An 18,029-nucleotide genomic window follows, 5' to 3' on the forward strand; every position below is an offset into this window, starting at 1 on the left:
CCGATCCCGCACCCGATCCTGAAAGGAGCCGACTCCGTGAGCGAGCCGGACGCCCCCCTGCCCCTGCTGGACTACGCCATCATCAGCGAACCGTTCCCGCTGTACGCGACGAACGGTACCGACGACCCAGCCACCGCCCTGCACATCGTGGTCTCGAACGGCAGCGGCGACACCGTCTACTGCCGGGAGATCGTCTTCTCCCTGCCGGAGGGCGACCTCGCCCAGAGCCTGGTTTCGGCCGACGCGGGCGACGGACAGGCCCCGGGCTGGGACGTGACGCGCCTCCAGCCCGGCACGCAGACCGCCCTGCCGTCGGGTGACTACGCCCGCTTCCAGGCCACGCCCACGGGTGACGACAAGAAGAAGGGCGTCCCCGTGGACGCCTCCGGCCTCGTCATCACCCTGGAGAACCTGAAGATCAGCTCTCGCCCTGGCACGGCGAGGATCGAGATCCGCGAGGTTGCCACCACCGACACGAACAAGTGGCCCGAAAACCCGCGCTTCAAGAAGCTGGAGATCACGAAGTTCCCGGCGCCGAAGATCCCGGCCATGGCGGTCTCCGACTTCACGGCGGACGACCTTGAGGTCGAGGTGAAGGAGAACGCCAGACCCAACGTCCGCCTCACGTGGAACGGCCCGTCCACCCTCGACTACACGGTCTCGCACGGCGGCAGCGCGTACCCGGTCGGCAAGAACCACGAGTACAGCGCGACGATCGACCGTGACACGACCTTCCAGCTCTCGTACGTCACGGGCGAGCCCGAGACCACGCACTACCTGACGACCACGGTCACGGTGAAGAACCCGAAGCTGACGGGGCTGGAGGTGGATGGTGACGTGACGGTCACCGGTTCCACCGGTGTCCAGGGGCTGACGGTGGCCAAGGACCTCAGCGTGACGCAGGCGCTGACGGTGACCGGCTTCACAGACCTTCAGGGTCTCACCGTGAACAAGGACCTCGACGCCAAGGCCGCGCTCACGGCGGACCACGCGACCGTGAGCAATGCCCTCACTGTCGGTGGTTTCCTCCAGGCGAACAGCGACATCACCGTGTCGTGGGGTGGGACGACCAAGTTCACGACGTCCGGCCTGACGGGCATCAAAACACCGGGCATCTCCGTGGACGGCAAGAGCATCGTCTTCACGGGAGAAGCTCGCCGTTTGATCTACAGTGGCTCATACGGCAAGGGCACCGGAATGAACGTCAACTACATAGGTGCCTCCATCTACATGGACGAAGCTGGCGATGGCGCCACCCGGTTCTATTTCGAGTAAAACCCCTATCGGGGACGAGCACTTCGCCCTCAGCACGTCAACACCGCCGGAATGTTCCGCCCAGCAGCCCCCCGTATTCGGCAGAACCCATAACCCTCCCCCCGGAGGTTGCCGATGATGTCCGGCAGTACCTCTGGGTAACGGTGACATAGGCCCGAGCACGACCCTGCCCCGCTTGTCCGCCGCCGGGGCGTCCCTCACCGCCGCGCGGATCTGGGACGCCGTCCGGCCACCCTCCGGCCGTCCCAGTCGGGCGTGTCGATGGTCCAGGTGCACATGCGGTAGCCCGGCTCCGCGGCGACGCGGGTCTCGCGCTCGCCGAAGTCGTGCCGTTGCCGTGACACGGGCTGCCGGGCGTAGCGCAACACATGCCGTGCCCGGTCGTGGAGCGGGCTCGCGTTGCCGGAGTACGTCGAGATTGCCGCTTACTGCGGGACGGCGTCATGCGAAGGCACTCGGCGGTTCGATGCGGGCGGCGTTACGCTGGACTTGTGGCTGGCTGACAACCCCTACCCCTACGCGTCGCACGTTCAGCGTCGTGGCTCCGGTCGTCGGCGTTCTGCTGATCGTCGCCGGTCTGACGCTGCCGGCCCTGGCCTGGCCCGTCAGCCAGCCGGCCCGCAAGCGCTGGGAGGCACGGTCCTACAAGGCCCTCGGGCCCTTGTGGAACGAGCTGGTGGAGGTCAGCCCTGACATCGTGCTCACCTCCACCGGCACCGGTGAAGGGGCGGAAGCCGACTCGGACTTCATGCTCCACCGCCGGGTCATCGAGATCAACGACGGCATTTTGACCCTGCGGGCCTACCGCTCAGGCCGCGTCCAGCAAGCCACCCGACACGCCCTGGCCCAGCTCGACGAAGCCGATGCGCTCCGGGGGCGTGCCACGGTGGAAGCCGCTGTCTCAAGGACGCCGTCAGGGCCAGGCACCGCGGCCTGCGACCCAACGGCGACATCGCCCGGCCGGCACCCGGCACCGATGAACGCGAGGGCAACCTCCGGGCCGAGACCGAGTGGCTGCTGCTTGTCTCGCAGGCGTACGCCAACAGCGACGCGGTACGCGCGGCCCCCGATGAGACCGCACAAATGAAGGAGGCTGTCCCGACACCATGAGCGACCCGCTGTCCTGCCCGGAGTTCCTCCACAACCCGTATCCCGTCTACGACGCACTGCGGTCCGCGGCGCCCGTGAGCCGGGTGACCACCGGATCCAGCAGCCGGCCCAGCTACCTCGTGACCGGCTACGCCGAAGCGAAAGCGGCCTTCACGGACCCGCGCCTGTCCAAGGACACCGCGCGCTTCTTCGCCGGCCTCCCCTCCCACCGCAACCTGCACCCCGCCGTCGCGCACACCATGCTCGCCACCGACCCACCGCAGCACACCCGGCTCCGCCGCCTGGTGACCAAGGCATTCACCACCGGCGCCGTCGCCCGGCTGCGCCCGTACATCGAGCACACCGTCGACCGCCTCCTCGACGACCTCCCGGTGGAGGGCGAAGCCGACCTCGTGGCCGCCCTGGCCATCCCACTGCCGGTCACGGTCATCTGCCAGATGCTCGGCGTACCCGAGTGCGACCGCGCACAGGTCCGTGCCTGGTCGAACGACCTCTTCGCCGCCGGACAGCCCCAACGGATCGACGCCGCCTCCCACGCCGTGGCCGGCTACATGGCCGACCTCATCGCAGCCAAGCGGACCGAGCCGGACAACAGTCTCCTGCGCGACCTCATCACCGTCCGGGACGAAGGAGACCAGCTCAGCGAGGAAGAACTCGTCTCCCTCGCCGTCCTCCTGCTCGTCGCCGGCCACGAAACCACCACCAACTTCATCGGCAACGCCATCCTGGCGCTCCTCCAGCACCCCGATCTCCTCGACCGCGCACGCGCCAACCCCGGCCGGATCGGCAGCATGCTGGACGAACTGCTGCGCTACGACTCGCCCGTCGGTATCGCCACCTTCCGCTACAGCACCGAGGCGCTCACCCTTGGCGACACCGAGGTCCCTGCCGGAATCCCGGTACTCATCTCGCCCGGCGCAGCCAACCGAGACCCTTCCCGGTACCCGAGGCCCGACCATCCCGACGCGGACCGCGACGCCAGGGCGCACCTGGCCTTCGGCCACGGCATCCACCGATGCCTCGGCGCGCCACTCGCACTGGCCGAGGCAGAGATCACCCTCCGCGCAGTCCTGACCCGGTTCCCTGGACTTCGCCTCGCGGTAGCGCCGGAAGGTCTTCAGTGGCGTCGTACGCGACTGATGCGAGGACTGGAATCGTTGCCGGTGATCAGGCAGGTCGAACGCCCAGTGCCGCTTGGCTAGAGGGCGTCTCTGAAGCCCTGAACAGGGCATCTCGGACACCTTCTCGGCCGTGTGCACCGCTCCAAGGTCACCCGTCGGACAACGACCGTGTCCTTCTGACGGGGCTTTGCGCTCTGCCGCGCTGCGAGCCAGACGCTTTCCTTCGCCGCCCCTGCGGTCATGTAAGCGCACTTTCGCACTCTTTGGGGTGAATTGCATGCGCGACCCCTGTTTATGGTTGCCGAGAAGCACTGTTCTGGTCCTGCTCCCCGGAACAGGGGAGTCCGCAGGGGAGAGGGCCGGTCATGAATCTCAGGTTCAGGGCGCAAAGGCATGGTTTCGCCGCGGCGACAGTGCTGTGTGCAGCCGCTTTGACGTTCACCCAGGGGGCGGCGTTCTCAGCCGCCCAGGCGTCCACTGCCGAAGCCGGCAATGGCGAATCTCGCAGCGCGGCGCAGTTTCCCTTCCAGGTCATCTCGCTGGTGAACGTGCAGTCGGGACGCTGTCTGGACATCCCGAACTCAAACACCAACAACGGGACCCCGATGGAGATCTATGACTGCAACGGGGGAAGTAACCAGCAGTGGCAGCCCCAATCGAATGGGCAGCCCACCTCCCTCATCAGCAGGGCCAGCAACTACGCCAAGTGCCTCGATGTGAACGGGGGCTCCGTTGCCCCGGGCACGAGGGTCGTCATCTCGGACTGCAATAACACGGAGAGCCAAGAGTGGCAGTTGCAGTCAGACGGAACCATCCAGACCGTGGTGCCACCCGGCCTGTGCCTGGACTTGGCCGGAAGCACCGCTAATGGTGGCGGAGTGCGCCTGTGGTACTGCGATGGCAGGTCCACTCAGCAATGGAAAACCCGGTGATGCGACGCCTGTCGGCCGGGGGCATGCCGTGATCTCGGCCTTGAGCATCCGGAGTGTAAGAGAGTGAACCTCCGCCAACTTGAAAGCCGCTGGTCAGGAGTTCTGGCGTGATGGTCGTTCGGGGCGCTCGTGCTGGTCGTGGGCGGCAGTCTGCCCTGTAGATCGTCTGCCGGCGGTTGACTTCGAGGTTCGTCAGGATGAGCAGGGCGCCCACGAGGCGGGTGGCGCGGGCGGGGCGGTGCCGAGTTTGGTGAGGGTCCGCCAGTTCTTCAGATGACCGAATCCGTGCTCGGATTGAGCGTGTCCGGCGGCCAGGACCCGGTTGGCGTTCTTCAGTTCGGGGTGGATTCGCCGGTGAGTCGGCGGGTCATGAGGTCGGTCATCGCGAGGTGGATCAGGGCTTCGGAGCGGTGTGGGTGGATCTCGTAGTCGCGGGCGAGGCGGCGGTGGTGCATGAGCCGGCCGAAGGTGCGCTCGATGGTTGGCCATCGCAGACCTGACGAACGAGCTGCCGCACTTGGTGAAGGCGGTGAAGGCGGCGCCGAACGTGTCGCTGGTGTCCCGTGAGGACCTCGCCGCGGGCCGGCCCATCGAGAGCTCGGCGTTCGTGGAGGCCATGCGGGAGAGGGGTTTCGCCGTCACCGGCGTGGCCCGCTACCCCGACGGGGAGGCCGCCACGCGTGCCGGAGCGGTGCCGGAGGCCGCGGAGTCGTGGCGGGTGAAGCTGGAGATGGACAGCTTCCACGTCGTCCGCGCGGTCGGGGACCAGTGGGGCGGCAGGGACGAGATCTACTTCACCTCCGCCGCCAGCGTGGGGGGTGACGACGGCGGCCAGACGTTCCGCTCCGAGGAGTTCGGTGCGGTCAAACAGGGTGATACCCGCACCTTCTCCGCCAACAACCGGGTGTTCCTGGACAAGCAGACCAGCAGTGGCTCCGTGATCGCCAGCGTCCAGGTGTGGGAGGCCGACCAGAGCGGCTCCGGGTGGTACAGCGCCCTGCAGCAGGCCCTGAACACCGCGGTCGAGAGGATCGACGCGGTCCTGGGCAACCCGGCCGCGATCATCGTGGACCCGACCCCTCTGCCGGTGACGATCGGATACGAGGTCGCCAAGATCTTCATCTCCCTCATGGACCTCCTGCGCAACAACGACGACCTCTCCTGCACCCGGATGTTCGCTCTGAGCCGGGACGACCTGGCCGTCCTGCACCACCGGCCCGTGGAGTGGAACTTCAACGGCGACGGCCACCACAAACTCACCGTCCGCTACACCGGCGAACGCCCCGTCTATCCAGCGGGCAGCATCGAGGTCATCGTCCGCAACCACGGCCTGACCCCGGACAAGGCCGGCCCCTGGAGCGCGCCCATCCCGCTGGGGTGGAAGACCAGGGCCACCCCCGCCCTCACCGAATACCGCAACGCGCTGTACACGGTGTTCGCGCGGGCCTCCGACAACCAGCTCATGTGGAGCCGTTACGACGGGGCGGCCTGGACCACCCCGAGCCTCATCGTCGGGCACGCCAGCGACAAGCCTCCCGCGCTCGCCGCTTACCAGAACAACCTGCACCTGCTGTACACCGGAGCGGGACGGACGTATCTACCACGGCTGGTTCAACGGCCAGGAATGGTCCGCCATTCAGCCGGTCAGCGGCTGGACTTCCGCCCTCGGCCCGGCTCTGGCCACACTCGACAGCGCTCTGTGGGCGGCTCGCACCGAAGGCCAACGCGTCCACGTCGCCAGCCACTCCTCCGGCTACACCTGGAACGCCTCGGAAGAGGTCAAGTACTCCAAGCAACCCAACCTCAAGGCCCTCAGCGCCCCCGCACTGAGCCACATGCGGGGCCGCCTCGGCGTCGATGTGCGCGGGGACGAGGACCATCTCCACACCTTCACCCAGAACACCGCCCCCGGAGCTGTCTACCGTTGGGAGTTCTGGGACACCGACTTCCGCACCCGTCACGCCCCCACCGTGCACCACGCGATCAACTACGAATGGTTCGCCCACGTCGGCGGCTCAGGCCGTGGCGCCAACCTGTCCTGGCGCAAACTCGACTCCACCGGCTATCGGTGGAGTGAGGTCGAGGCCATCGCAGAGGCAGCAGGTGCGTTGGCCGCCCCCGTCTTCACCACCCACCAGCGCCGCCTCTACGGCATCTACCACGCCTGAACGCCAGGCGCCCCTCGCCCGGGACGCGACGGCTCGCCATGACCGGTCGGTGCTCTGACCACCACGGGGCCCTCGCTGCATCTCCGCAAGAACAGCCCACCCACATCTGGAGGTGTGGCGGGGCACAGACCCCCGACGCACCCCCAGAGCCTGTGATGGCCACCGCCCACGATGCGCGGCAATGACACCACACATTCCAGTTCGCCGAGTCTGTGATGGGGCCACACACCATCACAGCGTGTGATGGTGAGACCGCCTATGGGGAATCGACGTGTCCACTTCCACCTTGCCCCGTGTCCGCCGCCGGGAAATCCCGCAGTCCGCCCACACTGGGCCGCCGTGCAGGGCACCAGGTCCTCCAGTCCGCGCACGCCTCGGCCGCCTGCCCCAGAAGGGGGCCACGCTCAACAGCGGGCATCGGCACCAGGCACGGGCCTGTCGGGCACGCCGTAGGCCGGCCGGGCAGCCAGCGTGCGGAACGGTTCCCCGCCGTGAGAAAGGCCCCCCAGGTGAGCCAGGACGAGAAGGCCAGGGATCCGCCCGCAAGCGCGGCCGGACCGGAGGGCGGCCGCCCTCCCTCGACGAGGGCGTGACCCGCGCGGAGGCGGGCCGCCCGGGGCCGGAGATGTTCACGCTCCGCATCCACGAAGACGGCCAGCACCTGCGGCACCCACAGCTGCCCGATCTGCCGCTGCCCCGGACGTGAGCCGTTGAACCGATGCCCATGCGGAGCGACCCCTGGAGGATCAAATGCCGGTTGTCGACTTGATCCAGTCACGCTGAGGGACGATGTTGGAGGCTTCCGAATCGCAGTGGACCCGGTCGTCGACGGTCGAGAAGTCGATGGATGTGGCGACCACCTTCGTCGTGCCGTTGACGTTGTGGAGGATCGGACTGCCGTAGTCCGCGGGGCCCAGGCAACCTCCGGATTTGCAGTCGCTCCCCGAGATGTACGGGAACGGGCCACCAGGTTCCGTACCGAACCTGGTGACTTTCACATTGAGCTTGTTCAGCGATGACGGGTCCCAGCCGTAGACGAGTTCCGTATCCCCCATTGCGGGGAGCGCGTCGGTCTTGTCGGTGAGCACCATGTAGCCGCTCGCCGCGGGGTCGGATGGTGGTCCTGTGGGCGCGGGGACCGCTTGGCTGATGTGAAACAGGGCGACATCAGAGTTGGAACTGGGGGAGTTGTACGCCGCGTCGACGTTGTAGGCCGTGCCGTCCCCGCGGTCGATGGTGGTGGGGTACTTCGACAAGTCGCCGAAGTTGCATCCTGATGCGCTCAATACCCAGTGCGGGCCGATGAGCGCGCCGGTGCAATCGAAGTTGTCGGGCGGATAGGAGACGTGGAGGTGGACCGCGGCGGAGGGGGCGGGGGCTGGAGTCCCACCGCTGATCGCGAAGGCGCCGGCATTGTTCACGGCACACAGTGCGGCGGCGGCGCCCGCCGCGACGGCGGCGGTCTGGATCTTTCGCATGGCGGTTACTCCCGGTTTCATGGGGGACTTGTCGACGCGCCCTTGCTCAGAGACCGGGCAGTCCGGCCCGGAGTGACGGCAGGCTCACGAGAGCACGGTCCACTTCTGGGTGGTGGACTGGGTGTTCGGGTCCACCACTACTGTTGAGCCGGCCGCCCAAGTGCCACAGCTGTCCAGTACGCTGTGGCTTTGCGTGCCGTGCGTGTCGGTGACCGTGATCGCGCTGGTGATGGTCAGTACACCGTTCGCGTCCTGGGCGACCTGCCACTCCTGCTGGGGGAGGATCTGGCTCGTGTCCCTGTGGGTCAGGGTGGCGGGGCCCCCGGCGTAGGTGGGAGCGGTGAGAGCCAGGGATGGATCGCAGCTGTCCTGGATGTTCGCGGTGCCGTCCGGGTCCAGGAAGAACTTCCACTGCTGCGAAGCGTGGGTCGGGTCATAGGTGTTGATGTCGACGTAGCCGGTCTGAGCGCCGCACTGACCTTCAACCTCCAGTGCCAAGTGGCCACCACTGCTCGTGGTGCCGCCATTGGTGATGCTGTGATAGTGGTTGTCACCGACAATGGATGCCGGAGAGGCAGCAGAGGCGTGAGCGGAAGCCTGAGCGCTTTGAGCGGCCACCAGCAATCCGGCCGCGAGCAACGTCGGCAGGATGCGAAGCCTCTGGCGGATCACGTAGTTGGACATGACATGCCCTTCTGTGAGGTGCGGGACCAGGCACACGGAATGGCAACCAGCCGTCATGACGCCAAGAGAAAGCGCATTCCGCAGACGGCTGTTGGGTTCCGTGGAACATTTCAACCGCGCCGGCTGCGATGGCTCGACCCTTCCGAAGGTCGGCGCAGCGGCGGCAAAATGGCCGATACGGCAGGCCTTAATCGATACTCGCGCACACGTGAGGGCGCATAACCGGCCTATTTTGTCGAGTAGTTCCCCTGTTCGGGGCAGCAAAGCCAGGACAGCATGAAGCGTTGAATCCTGGATAGGGGTGCCACACACAGTTCACCCGGACGGGTGTTTAGTGTGATGGATGCGGACCGCTGTCCAGAAAGGGGCGCATGCTCTGACACGCGATGGAATCCGTCGTATACCAGGCGCGCCTAAGGATGTGTCCGGGAGGGGCGGCTCGTTACCCGTTCGGGGGGAAGTCGGTCAGGTTGTTCTCCCACGTGTCGACTGGGAGCCGTCGCGGCCACCGGCCAGGCCCGGAGCAACTGGATGGGAACCAACCACTCGCCGAACACAGACTCTTCCACGCGGGCGGAAACGAAGACGGTCGGCACCGGGGGTGATCGGGTGAACCGGGTGCTGTGCGAAGTGGGCGCGTACCTGGTCGAAGGGGACCTCGCCTTCCTGGTCGGTGCCCTCCTGCGCAACCGGCCCGCCGAGGCCGTCCACTGCTACCGCGAGCTGAACGGCTTCTCCTTCCTCGCCGGCGAGGACTGGGAAACCCCCTCTTCCCGCCCCGCGCACCAGCACCTCCACTGGCGCGAAGTCACGGACCCCAGACCTCGGCGGCCGCATCTGCGAGGTGACCACCGGACCGGCAACCGCCCGGTCCCCATCCCCGAGGGCTACCTTCAGGACGCCTCGCAGGCCGAACGCGAAGAACTCCTCCGCCACCACTGCCCCCCGGCTCCGCCCCTCCGTGTGCCCTGCGACCCGACGGCTGCAGGGCACACCCATACCCGACGCCCGCTCCGCGAGAGGAAGCCCCCATGCGCCGCCCCCGCCGGCTTCACCGCCGCCACCCCCGAAAGCCCCGGCCGCGACGGCCCCGGCCCTGCCGGGCCCAGTTCGCCGCCGCCCTCCTCTGTTGTATGGGGCACGATGAGGGGGTGTGGACGAGCCGGTGGTCACGATCGAGTTGTCCCGTGATGAGGCATTGGCGCTGTCGCACTGGCTGGAGCGGGTGCAGATGACGGATCCGAGCAACGTGGTCGATGATCCGGCTGTGTGGGCGCCGGTCCGTAAGGGCGGCGGCGACTCCATCACCTACCTGCTGGGCTTGTCACCTCTCGAAGGGGGCCCTGGAGTAGCCGCCCCTGGGCCCATCCGCGGCTACTCCAGGCCGGGGAACGCTCTCGGTGCTCTCGCCCGGACGCTTCAGTGTCGACGGCGGTTGAGCACCCCGATGAGGGTGGCAAGGTCGGCGGCACCGGCTGGGTCATCCGCGTAGCGGGTGATCTGAAGTGGGCCGACCTCAGGAAGGACGATGTCCTCCCGGGCCAGAACATAGACCAAAGTCAACAGCGCGGCGCGGGCGTTGCCATCGGTGAAGGGGTGGAAGAACGCCACGTCGAGGTATGCCCGGGCCGCGCGTGCCGCCAGTGGGATGTCCGGGTCGGTCGTCTCGCGCAGGCAGGAATCGAAATGGGCCCGGGTACGCGGGGTCAGGCCATAACGCTCGCGGCCGGCCTTCGCATAGGCGTCGCTCACGCGGAACGGTGTCCCTGTCGCGGCGAGGACTTCGCGCTGCCAACCGGCGAGCAGAGCGAAGTCCAGCGGGGTGTGGCGTGCGGCATCTTCTCGGGCCAGGGCATGCGCGGCGAGCAGACGCTCGGCGCGCATCGGGTCGCGCCGGCGTACCGGCCCCTCGCACCAGGACCGGAACCCATCGCGGTCGGGCGGGACCCGCTGTAGGGCCGGTGCGTGCTGCCAGTCGGCCTCACGGCGCACGCGCAGCCAGACCGCAAGGCTGTCAGTAGCGGTCATGGAGCTCCTCCAGAGCCTCCCTCTCACGGTGGTCCCGGTACGGGGCGTGGCCGGTGAGGCCGGTGGCCAGGTCCTCGCCGACGGATTCGATCAGCGTCCGTTCCGGGGTGATCCAGCTCTTGAACCGGCCGCCGATCGCGCTCTCCACCGCTCGCTCGGCGTTGGCTCGGTCCATGCCGGTACTGGTGAGGAACCAGCACAGGACGATCGATGCCTGCCCGTACCAGCCGCCCTCCGCGCCCGAGTCCAGCGTGGAGGTTACGAGCCGGACGCAGGCCCGCTCCAGGTGCCAGCTGCGATCTTCGGGTGAGGCGTCCGGCGGCGGCGTCAGTTCGGCGAAGCGCCGGGCCGTTCGCTCCAACCACTCCCGCCACTCCAACAGCGCGGATACGACGCGTTCTGCGGTCTCGTCGGGGGTCGTCACCGAGGCCGGCCCGCTGACCCAGTTACCGATGGGCCCGCCGTGGTAGTGGCACCAGTTCCATCCCCAGGCCCAGGTGCCGTATCGCTCCCGGATGATCGCGTCTATCTGCCCTGCACACCAGCGTTCGCCTTCCCACCAGCCGGCCCTGCCGGAGGGCACGGGTGGCACCCACTCGCGGACCAACGAGCGGAGGCGGGCTTCCTCGTCCTCGTCCCAGGCGAACGGGTGGCGGGCAGGGTCGAACTCATCCCAGTTCCGAATGCCCTCGTAGGTGACCGGGGGCACACGGTTCTCGGGGAAGGGCAGGGTGTCTCGGTTGTACGTCAGCGCTGGCCACTCTTCTTGTCCGATGTGATCGGCCATCAGTCTTGCCCCGAAGCCCCATGGACCGCGAACGGATTTTCGGACCGCATCCCGTGCGGCCATCCGTGCAGAGCCTCTAGCCCGCTCTCGTCGTCGCCGACCGATGGTTCACGCGGCGGCCGGCGCCGAGCCTCGGCCGGGCGGGGAGAACGCGTACCGGCCGAGGAAGCTGATGTGGTCGTACTGGAGCGGTGAGAGGCGGGCGAGGAGGTCACCGGTGACAGGGAAGCCATCGGCGGCGAGCTGCTTCGCCGCCCATCGAGGCAGAGGCTGTTCCACGGGACCACGGCGTTGGGTGCCAGGCCGGGCATGGCCCTCCATGCCCTCGCGGTTGTTCTGCCGCAGTTCGCGACGCTGGCTGAAGGGCTGAGTCCGGTACCGCCCGGCCGCTGCTCGCCCACCGAGAGGCCGGACGAGGTCGCCACCCTGACTGACGGGCAGTCGTATGCGCCCGGAGCACGCCTGATTCGCGGCACAGCGTCGGGTCCCTCGCGCGGGGGCCATCGACCCTCCTGGCTGCCTCACCCCTCCCCGACTGTCAAACAAACCGATCATCTTCCCTCGATCGCATGGATCACCGTGGCCTCTCTCGCGGAGGTGCGTTCACCAGTAGGCGTACGCGATCGACCGAGACAGCAGAGGTGAAGGGTGTGTCCCCTGGCACGGCGGAAAGCGTCCTGCGGGAGTTGGAGCCATCTGTCGAGCGGTTGCTGAATCAGCATCTGGCGGCTGCGCGTGACTGGTTGCCCCACCAGTACGTGCCGTGGAGTGCGGCGAGGGACTTCGACGGGCCGCTGGAAGGCTCGGGCTGGGGTCCGGGGCAGTCGGAGCTGCCGCATGCGGTCCAGGACGCCCTGGTCATCAATCTGCTGACCGAGGACAACCTGCCCAGCTACCACTTCGAGATCGCCTCACGGCTCGGCCGTGACGGCGCCTGGGGCACGTGGGTCCACCGGTGGACGGCGGAAGAGGACAGGCACTCGTCCGTCCTGCGTGCCTACCTCCACGCCCGGCGGGGCGTGGACCCTGTCGCCCTCGAGGACCTGCGGATGCGGCACGTGGGCAACGGATACCGCAACGACCTGCCGACTCCGCTGCATCTCCTGGCCTACGTCACGGTGCAGGAACTGGCGACCCGGCAGGCGCACCGCAACACCGGCGCGGCGTGCGGGGACCGCGTCGGTGAGGTGCTCATGGCCAGGATCTCGGCCGACGAGAACCTGCACATGCTCTTCTACCGGGGCCTGTTCGAGGACGCGGTCCGGGCGTTCCCCGACGACGCCCTCGCCGCCCTCGCCGACGTGATCCGCGGCTTCCGGATGCCTGGCACCGAGATCCCCGGCTTCCGGGCGCGCGCCGCCCGCGTGGCCGCAGCGGGCATCTTCAACCTGGACGTCCATCTCGAGTACGTGCTCCAGCCGCTGCTGCGGGCGCTCGGCGTGATGACCACGACCGGGCTGGGGCCGACCGGGCGGGAGGCGCAGGAGCACATCGGCCGGCAGATGGAACAGCTCAAGGCCCAGGCATCCCGCGCGCGTGACATCTACGTCCGCCTCAACGCATGCAGGGCGTCCGGCCCGGCAACGGAAGAACAGGAGATCCCGGCATGACACAGTCACCGGACCAGGCGGAGCCGGCGGACCGGGCGGAGCAGTCGGCGCTCCCCGAGAACCTGCTGGCCTTGCTGACCGACCACCTGGGCGTGCGGGCACACCCCGAGAACCTCTCCGCCGAGACGACGTTCGAAAGCCTCGGCATGGACTCGCTGTCGCTGATGGAGCTCGTGGTCGCCGCGGAGGAGAAGTTCGCCGTCGTCCTGCCCGAGGACGCGCTGGACCTCGCTCCCTCCTCGACCCTCGCCGAGGCGGCTCGCGCCTTCCGGAACGCGCGTGCGGTCTGAGGTAGCCGTCACCGGCCTCGGCCTGGTGACCCCTGCGGGGCACACGGCGTCGGCGAACTGGGAGGCCCTGTGCCGGGGCCGTTCGCTCGCCGCGACCGACCCCGAACTGGCGGGCCTTCCGGTCGACTTCTCCTGTCAGGTCCGCGACCTGGACGTCGACGGAGAGCTCGGCCGGCCCCGTGCCCGCCGAACGGACCGTTTCATCCAGTTCGCCCTGATCGCCGCACGCCGGGCCGTCGCCGACGCCGGGCTCGATCCGTCGTCCTGGCGGGGAGAGCGGATCGGAGTGATTCTCGGCGTCGGGTCGAACAGCCTGAGTTCCTACGTCGACGAGTTCTGCCGTCTTGGCGCCGGAAAGCCGGAGCGCGTCTCGCCGCTCGCCCTGCCGCGCAGTGTGCCCAACATGGCCGCGAGCGAGGTCGCGATCGATCTCGGGGTCCGCGGCCCCAACTTCACCACCTCCAGTGCCTGCGCCTCGGGTGCGACCGCCATCGGGGTCGCACGCGACCTGCTGCGCTCGGGGACCTGCGACATCGTCCTCGCGGGCGGCAGTGAGTCGGCCCGCTCCCGTATGGCGACGACGTGCTTCACCCGGATGCGGGCCCTCTCCCGGCGGCGCGAGCAGCCGGCTCTCGCCTGTCGTCCGTTCGACGCCGAACGGGACGGAATGGTCCTGGGCGAGGGCGCCGCCGTTCTCGTCCTGGAGCGGCCCGCCACCGCGCGCGCCCGTCGGGCACGGGTCCTCGCCCTGCTGCGCGGCTACGGCGCCGGATCCGACGCGTACCATCCCGTGGCTCCCCACCCCGGAGGGGAGGGTGCGGCCCGGGCCATCTCCGCCGCCTTGGCGGACGCGCGGTGCGGCCCCCGGGACATCGGGCTGGTCAACGCGCACGGCACCGCCACCGTCCTCAGTGACGCCTCCGAGGCGGCGGCCCTCACCCGTGTCTTCGGAGCCGACGCACCACCGGTGACCGCGTCCAAGGGCGTCATCGGCCACACCCTCGGGGCGGCCGGGGCGGTCCAGGCGGCCTACACGGTCCTCGCGCTGCGGCACGGAGCCGTCCCGCCGGTGGCGAACTTCGCGCACCAGGAAGGGGACCACAAGCTCGACATCGTGGCCGGGCACCCTCGCGCGACGGGCGCGGAGGCGGGAATCAGCTGCTCCTTCGGATTCGGCGGCCAGAACGCGGTCCTGCTCTTCACGGCTCCCTGAGCGGATCCGACGACGGTACGGGCCCAGCGGGCGGGAGGGATGCACGGGTGGACGCGGTACGGCTGCGGGCGTGGCTCGTGGTGGTGTGCGCCGTGCTCGCCGCCGTGTGCGCCTGGGCACTGGCCCCGGTCGCGCTTTCGGCGCTGGGCACAGGCGGCGCGGTCGCCACGGGAACCGAGGCCGGGCGAGCCGGGCGGCAGGCCGAGCGGCTGGGCGTGCCCTCGCCCGATCTGCTGCTCACCGTGTCCCGGCCCGGCGAGGGAGGCGGGACGGGGGCGGTCCGGGAAGACGCCGGGGCCGTGGTGAAGACCCTCTCCCGGCATCCGGCCGTCTGGGCGGCGTGGTCCGCCCAGACGACCGGCAACACCTGGCTGCGGTCGAAGGACGGCCGGTCCCTGCTCATCGGCGTGCGGCTGAGAGGGACGGACAAGGAACGCGAGACCGCGGCCCCCGATGTCGTGGCCGCCGCACGGTCCGCCGCTTCGGGGGCCCGCGTGGAGCCGAGCGGTGAGGTCTGGACCAACCGGGAGATCGACGAGACGATCGAACGCGATCTGCGCCGGGCCGAGTTGATCGCGGCGCCGGTGCTCTTCCTCCTCCTGGTCCTCGCCTATGGATCGGTCGTTGCCGCCTTGCTGCCGGTCCTCGTGGCCGTGACCGCCGTCGGCTGCACGCTTCCGGTCCTGGGTGTGCTGGCCCAGTGGACCGACGTGTCACGGGTCGCGGTGAGCGCCGCCTCCGCCATCGGGCTCGGCATGGCCGTCGACTACAGCCTCTTCCTGCTGGCCCGGGTACGGGAGGAGACGGCACGGGGCGTGGACCGGGAAACGGCGCTGGCTGCCGCTCTGCGCTCCAGCGGCCGTTCGGTCGCCTTCTCCGCAGCCGCCGTCACCACCTGTCTGGCCACCGCCATGGTGGTTCCCGTTCCTCTGCTGCGCGGACTCTCCCTGGCGGGGATGGTCGTCACCGTGCTGTCCGCGCTCGTCGCCCTGCTGGTGCTGCCGTCCTGTCTCCGGCTGCTCGGCCCGCGCGTCCAGGCGTGGGATCCGCTGGCGCGGTGGCGGCGTACGGACACCGGGGACGACAGCCGCTTCTGGCGGAGGACGACGTACACGGTCACGGCGCGGCCTCTCCTCGCCGGCGGCCTCGCGGTCCTCGCACTGGTCCTGATGGCGGTCCCGTTCACCCACGCCAGGCTGGGCCTTGTGGACGAGCGCACCCTGCCCCCGTCCGCGTCGGCGGCCTCCGCCGCCGCCCGCGTGGGCCACGAGTTCGCCGTCCCGCCCGAGCGCGTCCTGTCCGTGGTGGTGACCGGCCCCGGGGCGCGGGACGCCGCGTCGGCCTACGCCGCACGGCTCAACGGTCTTCCGGGCGTGGCGGGCGTACGCGTGGAACGCACCGTCCGGTCCGCCGCGGCAGGGGGTGGGGAGGCCGCCGTGCTGTTGGTCGCCTCTGCCGCGCCACCCGGCACGTCCGAGGCGGAGACGCTGGTGCGGAGGGTGCGGGAGGAACCCGCGCCGGGAACCGTGGCGGTCGCCGGGCGGGCCGCGCAGATCGCGGACAGCTCGACCGCGGTGTGCGGCGCCCTGCCGACGTGCGGGCTGCTCCTGGCGGTGGGACTCATGGTGCTCCTTGGGCTGTTCACCCGCTCTCCCGTCGCCCCCCTCAAGGCCGTGGCCGTGGCGGCCGTCAGCCTCGGTGCCGGACTGGGGGCGATGGTCCTCCTCTTCCAGGACGGCCACGGCCGTGCCGTGCTCGGCGATTTCACCGCACCGGGTGCGCTGGACGCCTCCACGTTGCTGTTCGTCCTCTTCATCACGCTCGCCCTGTCGGTGGACTACGAGGTCTTCCTGCTCGGCCGCATCCGCGAGGAGTACGAACGCAGCCATGACAACCGCGGCTCGATCGTCGACGGCATCGCGCGCACGGGCCGGCTGATGACCTCGGCAGCCGCGGCCGTGGCGGTCTCGACCGCCGCCATGGGCATGTCCCATGTCGCGCTCCTCAAGCTCATCGGCATCGGTATCGCTCTCGGTGCCCTCGTGGACGCCGTACTGGTACGCGGCGTCCTGGTCCCCGCTGTCATGGCGGCCCTGGGGCCGGCCAACTGGTGGACACCACACGGCAGTCGGACCGCACCGCGGACGGCTGTACGCGGGATGACCGCATACGCGAAGGAAGGAGAAGGCTGAGTCAATGAGTCGGTTCACGGAGGGCCTCGCCTGGGGCCCGGACGAACCCTTGCCCCGGGTGACTGCGATCGAGACGGCCGTACCACCCCATCGGTATCGCCAGGAGGACATCATGGCCGCCCTGGCGCGCACCACACTGATGGAATCCCAAACGGGGATCTTGATGCTGCGCAAGATCCAGGCCAACGCCGGGGTGGCCACACGGCACTTCGCCCTGCCGCTGGAGCGGCTCATCGAGCTCGACGACTTCACCGAGAACAACCGCTTGTGGCTCGACACCGCCCTGGAACTCGGGGAACGCGCGCTCATCGGCGCCCTGCGGGCGGCCGGGGTGGAGCCGGGCGAGGTCGACGCGGTGATCAGCACCACCGTGACGGGCCTCGCCGTGCCTTCGCTGGAGGCCCGCCTGGCCCACCGGGTGGGCCTGCGGCCGGATGTCACACGCATTCCCCTGTTCGGGTACGGCTGCGCGGGAGGAGCCGCCGGACTCGCCCGGCTGAACGACTACCTCCGGGCCCACCCGGACCATGTGGCCGTCCTTCTGGCGGTGGAACTGTGCTCGCTGGCGTATCAGATGCAGGACACCTCGATGGCGAACATCGTCGCAGGCAGCCTCTTCGGGGACGGTGCGGCCGCGGTCGTGGCCGTCGGCGGACACCGGCGTGCCGAAGCCGAAGCGGCGGGCCCTCAGCTCGTGGATTCCCGCAGCCGGCTGGTCCCCGACAGCGAGGAAGTGCTCGGCTGGGACATCGGATCCCACGGCTTCAGGATCCTTCTCGCCCCCGAGGTGCCCACGCTCACCGAGGAGCATCTGCCCAAGGCCGTCCACGACTTCCTCGGCGCGTACGACCTGCTGCCGGGCCAGGTCGGAAGCTGGATCGTCCACGGTGGCGGCCCGAAGGTCCTCACCGCCGTGGAGAAGTCCTTCGATCTGCCGCCCGCGGCTCTGGAGCCCACGCGCCGGTCCCTGTCGGAACGGGGCAACCTCTCGTCCGTCTCCGTCCTGGACGTCCTGCACACGACGATGCGGACACCTCCACGGCCCGGTACGCCCGGGCTCGTCGCGGCCATGGGTCCGGGGTTCGCCATCGAACTCGCCCTGGTCCGCTGGTGAACCGCGGCTGCCCCGCCCCCTCCCGAC

Annotated in this window: 16 protein-coding genes and 1 pseudogene; 10 read left to right on the forward strand and 7 right to left on the reverse strand. The window is 69.2% G+C overall.

Annotation, left to right across the window (positions count from 1 at the left end):
* Positions 1-36 precede the first annotated feature (36 nt).
* Positions 37-1,275, forward strand: coding sequence for a hypothetical protein (locus ACH427_RS08450; RefSeq protein ID WP_398868653.1), 1,239 nt, complete (start codon positions 37-39; stop codon positions 1,273-1,275).
* A 197-nt stretch (positions 1,276-1,472) separates the two neighbouring features.
* Here ACH427_RS08450 and ACH427_RS08455 read toward each other — a convergent pair whose 3' ends face one another.
* Positions 1,473-1,619 carry a hypothetical protein gene (locus ACH427_RS08455; RefSeq protein ID WP_398868654.1) on the reverse strand — a complete coding sequence of 49 codons (147 nt, stop codon included), beginning with the start codon at positions 1,617-1,619 and terminating at the stop codon, positions 1,473-1,475.
* Positions 1,620-1,741: 122 nt separating this feature from the next.
* Here ACH427_RS08455 and ACH427_RS08460 point away from each other — a divergent pair, with 122 nt between their 5' ends.
* The 3 genes from ACH427_RS08460 to ACH427_RS08470 all read left to right on the forward strand — a co-directional run bounded on the left by ACH427_RS08460 (position 1,742) and on the right by ACH427_RS08470 (position 4,438).
* Positions 1,742-2,362, forward strand: a complete 621-nt coding sequence (locus ACH427_RS08460; protein WP_398868899.1) for an MAB_1171c family putative transporter — start codon at positions 1,742-1,744, stop codon at positions 2,360-2,362.
* Between the two features lie 19 nt (positions 2,363-2,381).
* Complete coding sequence (locus tag ACH427_RS08465) at positions 2,382-3,587, forward strand: cytochrome P450 (RefSeq protein ID WP_398868655.1); 1,206 nt, start codon at positions 2,382-2,384, stop codon at positions 3,585-3,587.
* Positions 3,588-3,871: 284 nt separating this feature from the next.
* On the forward strand, positions 3,872-4,438 hold the full coding sequence (locus tag ACH427_RS08470) for an RICIN domain-containing protein (RefSeq protein WP_398868656.1): 567 nt from the start codon (positions 3,872-3,874) through the stop codon (positions 4,436-4,438).
* A gap of 332 nt (positions 4,439-4,770) precedes the next feature.
* Here the strand turns inward: ACH427_RS08470 and ACH427_RS08475 are convergent.
* Positions 4,771-4,920, reverse strand: a pseudogene (locus ACH427_RS08475) (IS5/IS1182 family transposase); the annotation flags it as partial.
* Here ACH427_RS08475 and ACH427_RS08480 point away from each other — a divergent pair.
* Positions 4,920-6,515 (forward strand): hypothetical protein, encoded by a 1,596-nt coding sequence (locus ACH427_RS08480; protein WP_398868657.1) that lies wholly within the window; start codon positions 4,920-4,922, stop codon positions 6,513-6,515. The pseudogene ACH427_RS08475 and the gene ACH427_RS08480 sit on opposite strands and share 1 nt — an antisense overlap.
* Before the next feature lie 837 nt (positions 6,516-7,352).
* Here the strand turns inward: ACH427_RS08480 and ACH427_RS08485 are convergent.
* The 5 genes from ACH427_RS08485 to ACH427_RS08505 form a co-directional block, all read right to left on the reverse strand.
* The gene (locus tag ACH427_RS08485) at positions 7,353-8,084 is read right to left on the reverse strand and encodes a trypsin-like serine protease (RefSeq protein WP_398868658.1); all 732 of its coding nucleotides are present in this window, start codon (positions 8,082-8,084) and stop codon (positions 7,353-7,355) included.
* 84 nt (positions 8,085-8,168) lie between these two features.
* Positions 8,169-8,768, reverse strand: coding sequence for an RICIN domain-containing protein (locus tag ACH427_RS08490; RefSeq protein WP_398868659.1), 600 nt, complete (start codon positions 8,766-8,768; stop codon positions 8,169-8,171).
* Between the two features lie 1,419 nt (positions 8,769-10,187).
* A complete protein-coding gene (locus ACH427_RS08495; RefSeq protein WP_398868660.1) occupies positions 10,188-10,796 on the reverse strand; it encodes a Fic family protein in 609 nt (202 codons plus the stop codon).
* Positions 10,783-11,583 (reverse strand): hypothetical protein, encoded by an 801-nt coding sequence (locus tag ACH427_RS08500; RefSeq protein WP_398868661.1) that lies wholly within the window; start codon positions 11,581-11,583, stop codon positions 10,783-10,785. The genes ACH427_RS08495 and ACH427_RS08500 overlap by 14 nt, the downstream gene beginning before the upstream one ends.
* Before the next feature lie 108 nt (positions 11,584-11,691).
* Positions 11,692-11,862 carry a hypothetical protein gene (locus ACH427_RS08505; RefSeq protein ID WP_398868662.1) on the reverse strand — a complete coding sequence of 57 codons (171 nt, stop codon included), beginning with the start codon at positions 11,860-11,862 and terminating at the stop codon, positions 11,692-11,694.
* A gap of 371 nt (positions 11,863-12,233) precedes the next feature.
* On the opposite strand from ACH427_RS08505, the gene ACH427_RS08510 reads away from it, so the two are divergent.
* From ACH427_RS08510 to ACH427_RS08530, 5 genes are read left to right on the forward strand one after another with little or no spacing between them, the layout of a single operon-like run.
* Entirely contained in the window at positions 12,234-13,193 is a 960-nt protein-coding gene (locus ACH427_RS08510) for an acyl-ACP desaturase (RefSeq protein WP_398868663.1), read from the forward strand.
* Complete coding sequence (locus tag ACH427_RS08515; RefSeq protein ID WP_398868664.1) at positions 13,190-13,483, forward strand: acyl carrier protein; 294 nt, start codon at positions 13,190-13,192, stop codon at positions 13,481-13,483. Before ACH427_RS08510 ends, ACH427_RS08515 begins: the two co-directional genes overlap by 4 nt.
* Positions 13,473-14,696, forward strand: coding sequence for a beta-ketoacyl-[acyl-carrier-protein] synthase family protein (locus tag ACH427_RS08520; protein WP_398868665.1), 1,224 nt, complete (start codon positions 13,473-13,475; stop codon positions 14,694-14,696). The genes ACH427_RS08515 and ACH427_RS08520 overlap by 11 nt, the downstream gene beginning before the upstream one ends.
* 47 nt (positions 14,697-14,743) lie before the next feature.
* Positions 14,744-16,888 carry an MMPL family transporter gene (locus tag ACH427_RS08525; protein ID WP_398868666.1) on the forward strand — a complete coding sequence of 715 codons (2,145 nt, stop codon included), beginning with the start codon at positions 14,744-14,746 and terminating at the stop codon, positions 16,886-16,888.
* Positions 16,889-16,937: 49 nt separating this feature from the next.
* Positions 16,938-18,002, forward strand: a complete 1,065-nt coding sequence (locus tag ACH427_RS08530) for a type III polyketide synthase (protein WP_398868900.1) — start codon at positions 16,938-16,940, stop codon at positions 18,000-18,002.
* Positions 18,003-18,029: the final 27 nt, after the last annotated feature.

Origin of the sequence: Streptomyces sp. NPDC020379 (genome assembly GCF_044387105.1) — a bacterium.
Lineage (GTDB): Bacteria > Actinomycetota > Actinomycetes > Streptomycetales > Streptomycetaceae > Streptomyces.

Coding starts and splice junctions, on each gene's coding strand:
- ACH427_RS08485 (WP_398868658.1), bottom strand. CDS start 8,084: ATGCGAAAGATCCAGACCGCCGCCGTCGCGGCGGGCGCCGCCGCCGCA.
- ACH427_RS08515 (WP_398868664.1), top strand. CDS start 13,190: ATGACACAGTCACCGGACCAGGCGGAGCCGGCGGACCGGGCGGAGCAG.
- ACH427_RS08465 (WP_398868655.1), top strand. CDS start 2,382: ATGAGCGACCCGCTGTCCTGCCCGGAGTTCCTCCACAACCCGTATCCC.
- ACH427_RS08470 (WP_398868656.1), top strand. CDS start 3,872: ATGAATCTCAGGTTCAGGGCGCAAAGGCATGGTTTCGCCGCGGCGACA.
- ACH427_RS08490 (WP_398868659.1), bottom strand. CDS start 8,768: ATGTCCAACTACGTGATCCGCCAGAGGCTTCGCATCCTGCCGACGTTG.
- ACH427_RS08495 (WP_398868660.1), bottom strand. CDS start 10,796: ATGACCGCTACTGACAGCCTTGCGGTCTGGCTGCGCGTGCGCCGTGAG.
- ACH427_RS08500 (WP_398868661.1), bottom strand. CDS start 11,583: ATGGCCGATCACATCGGACAAGAAGAGTGGCCAGCGCTGACGTACAAC.
- ACH427_RS08460 (WP_398868899.1), top strand. CDS start 1,742: ATGCGGGCGGCGTTACGCTGGACTTGTGGCTGGCTGACAACCCCTACC.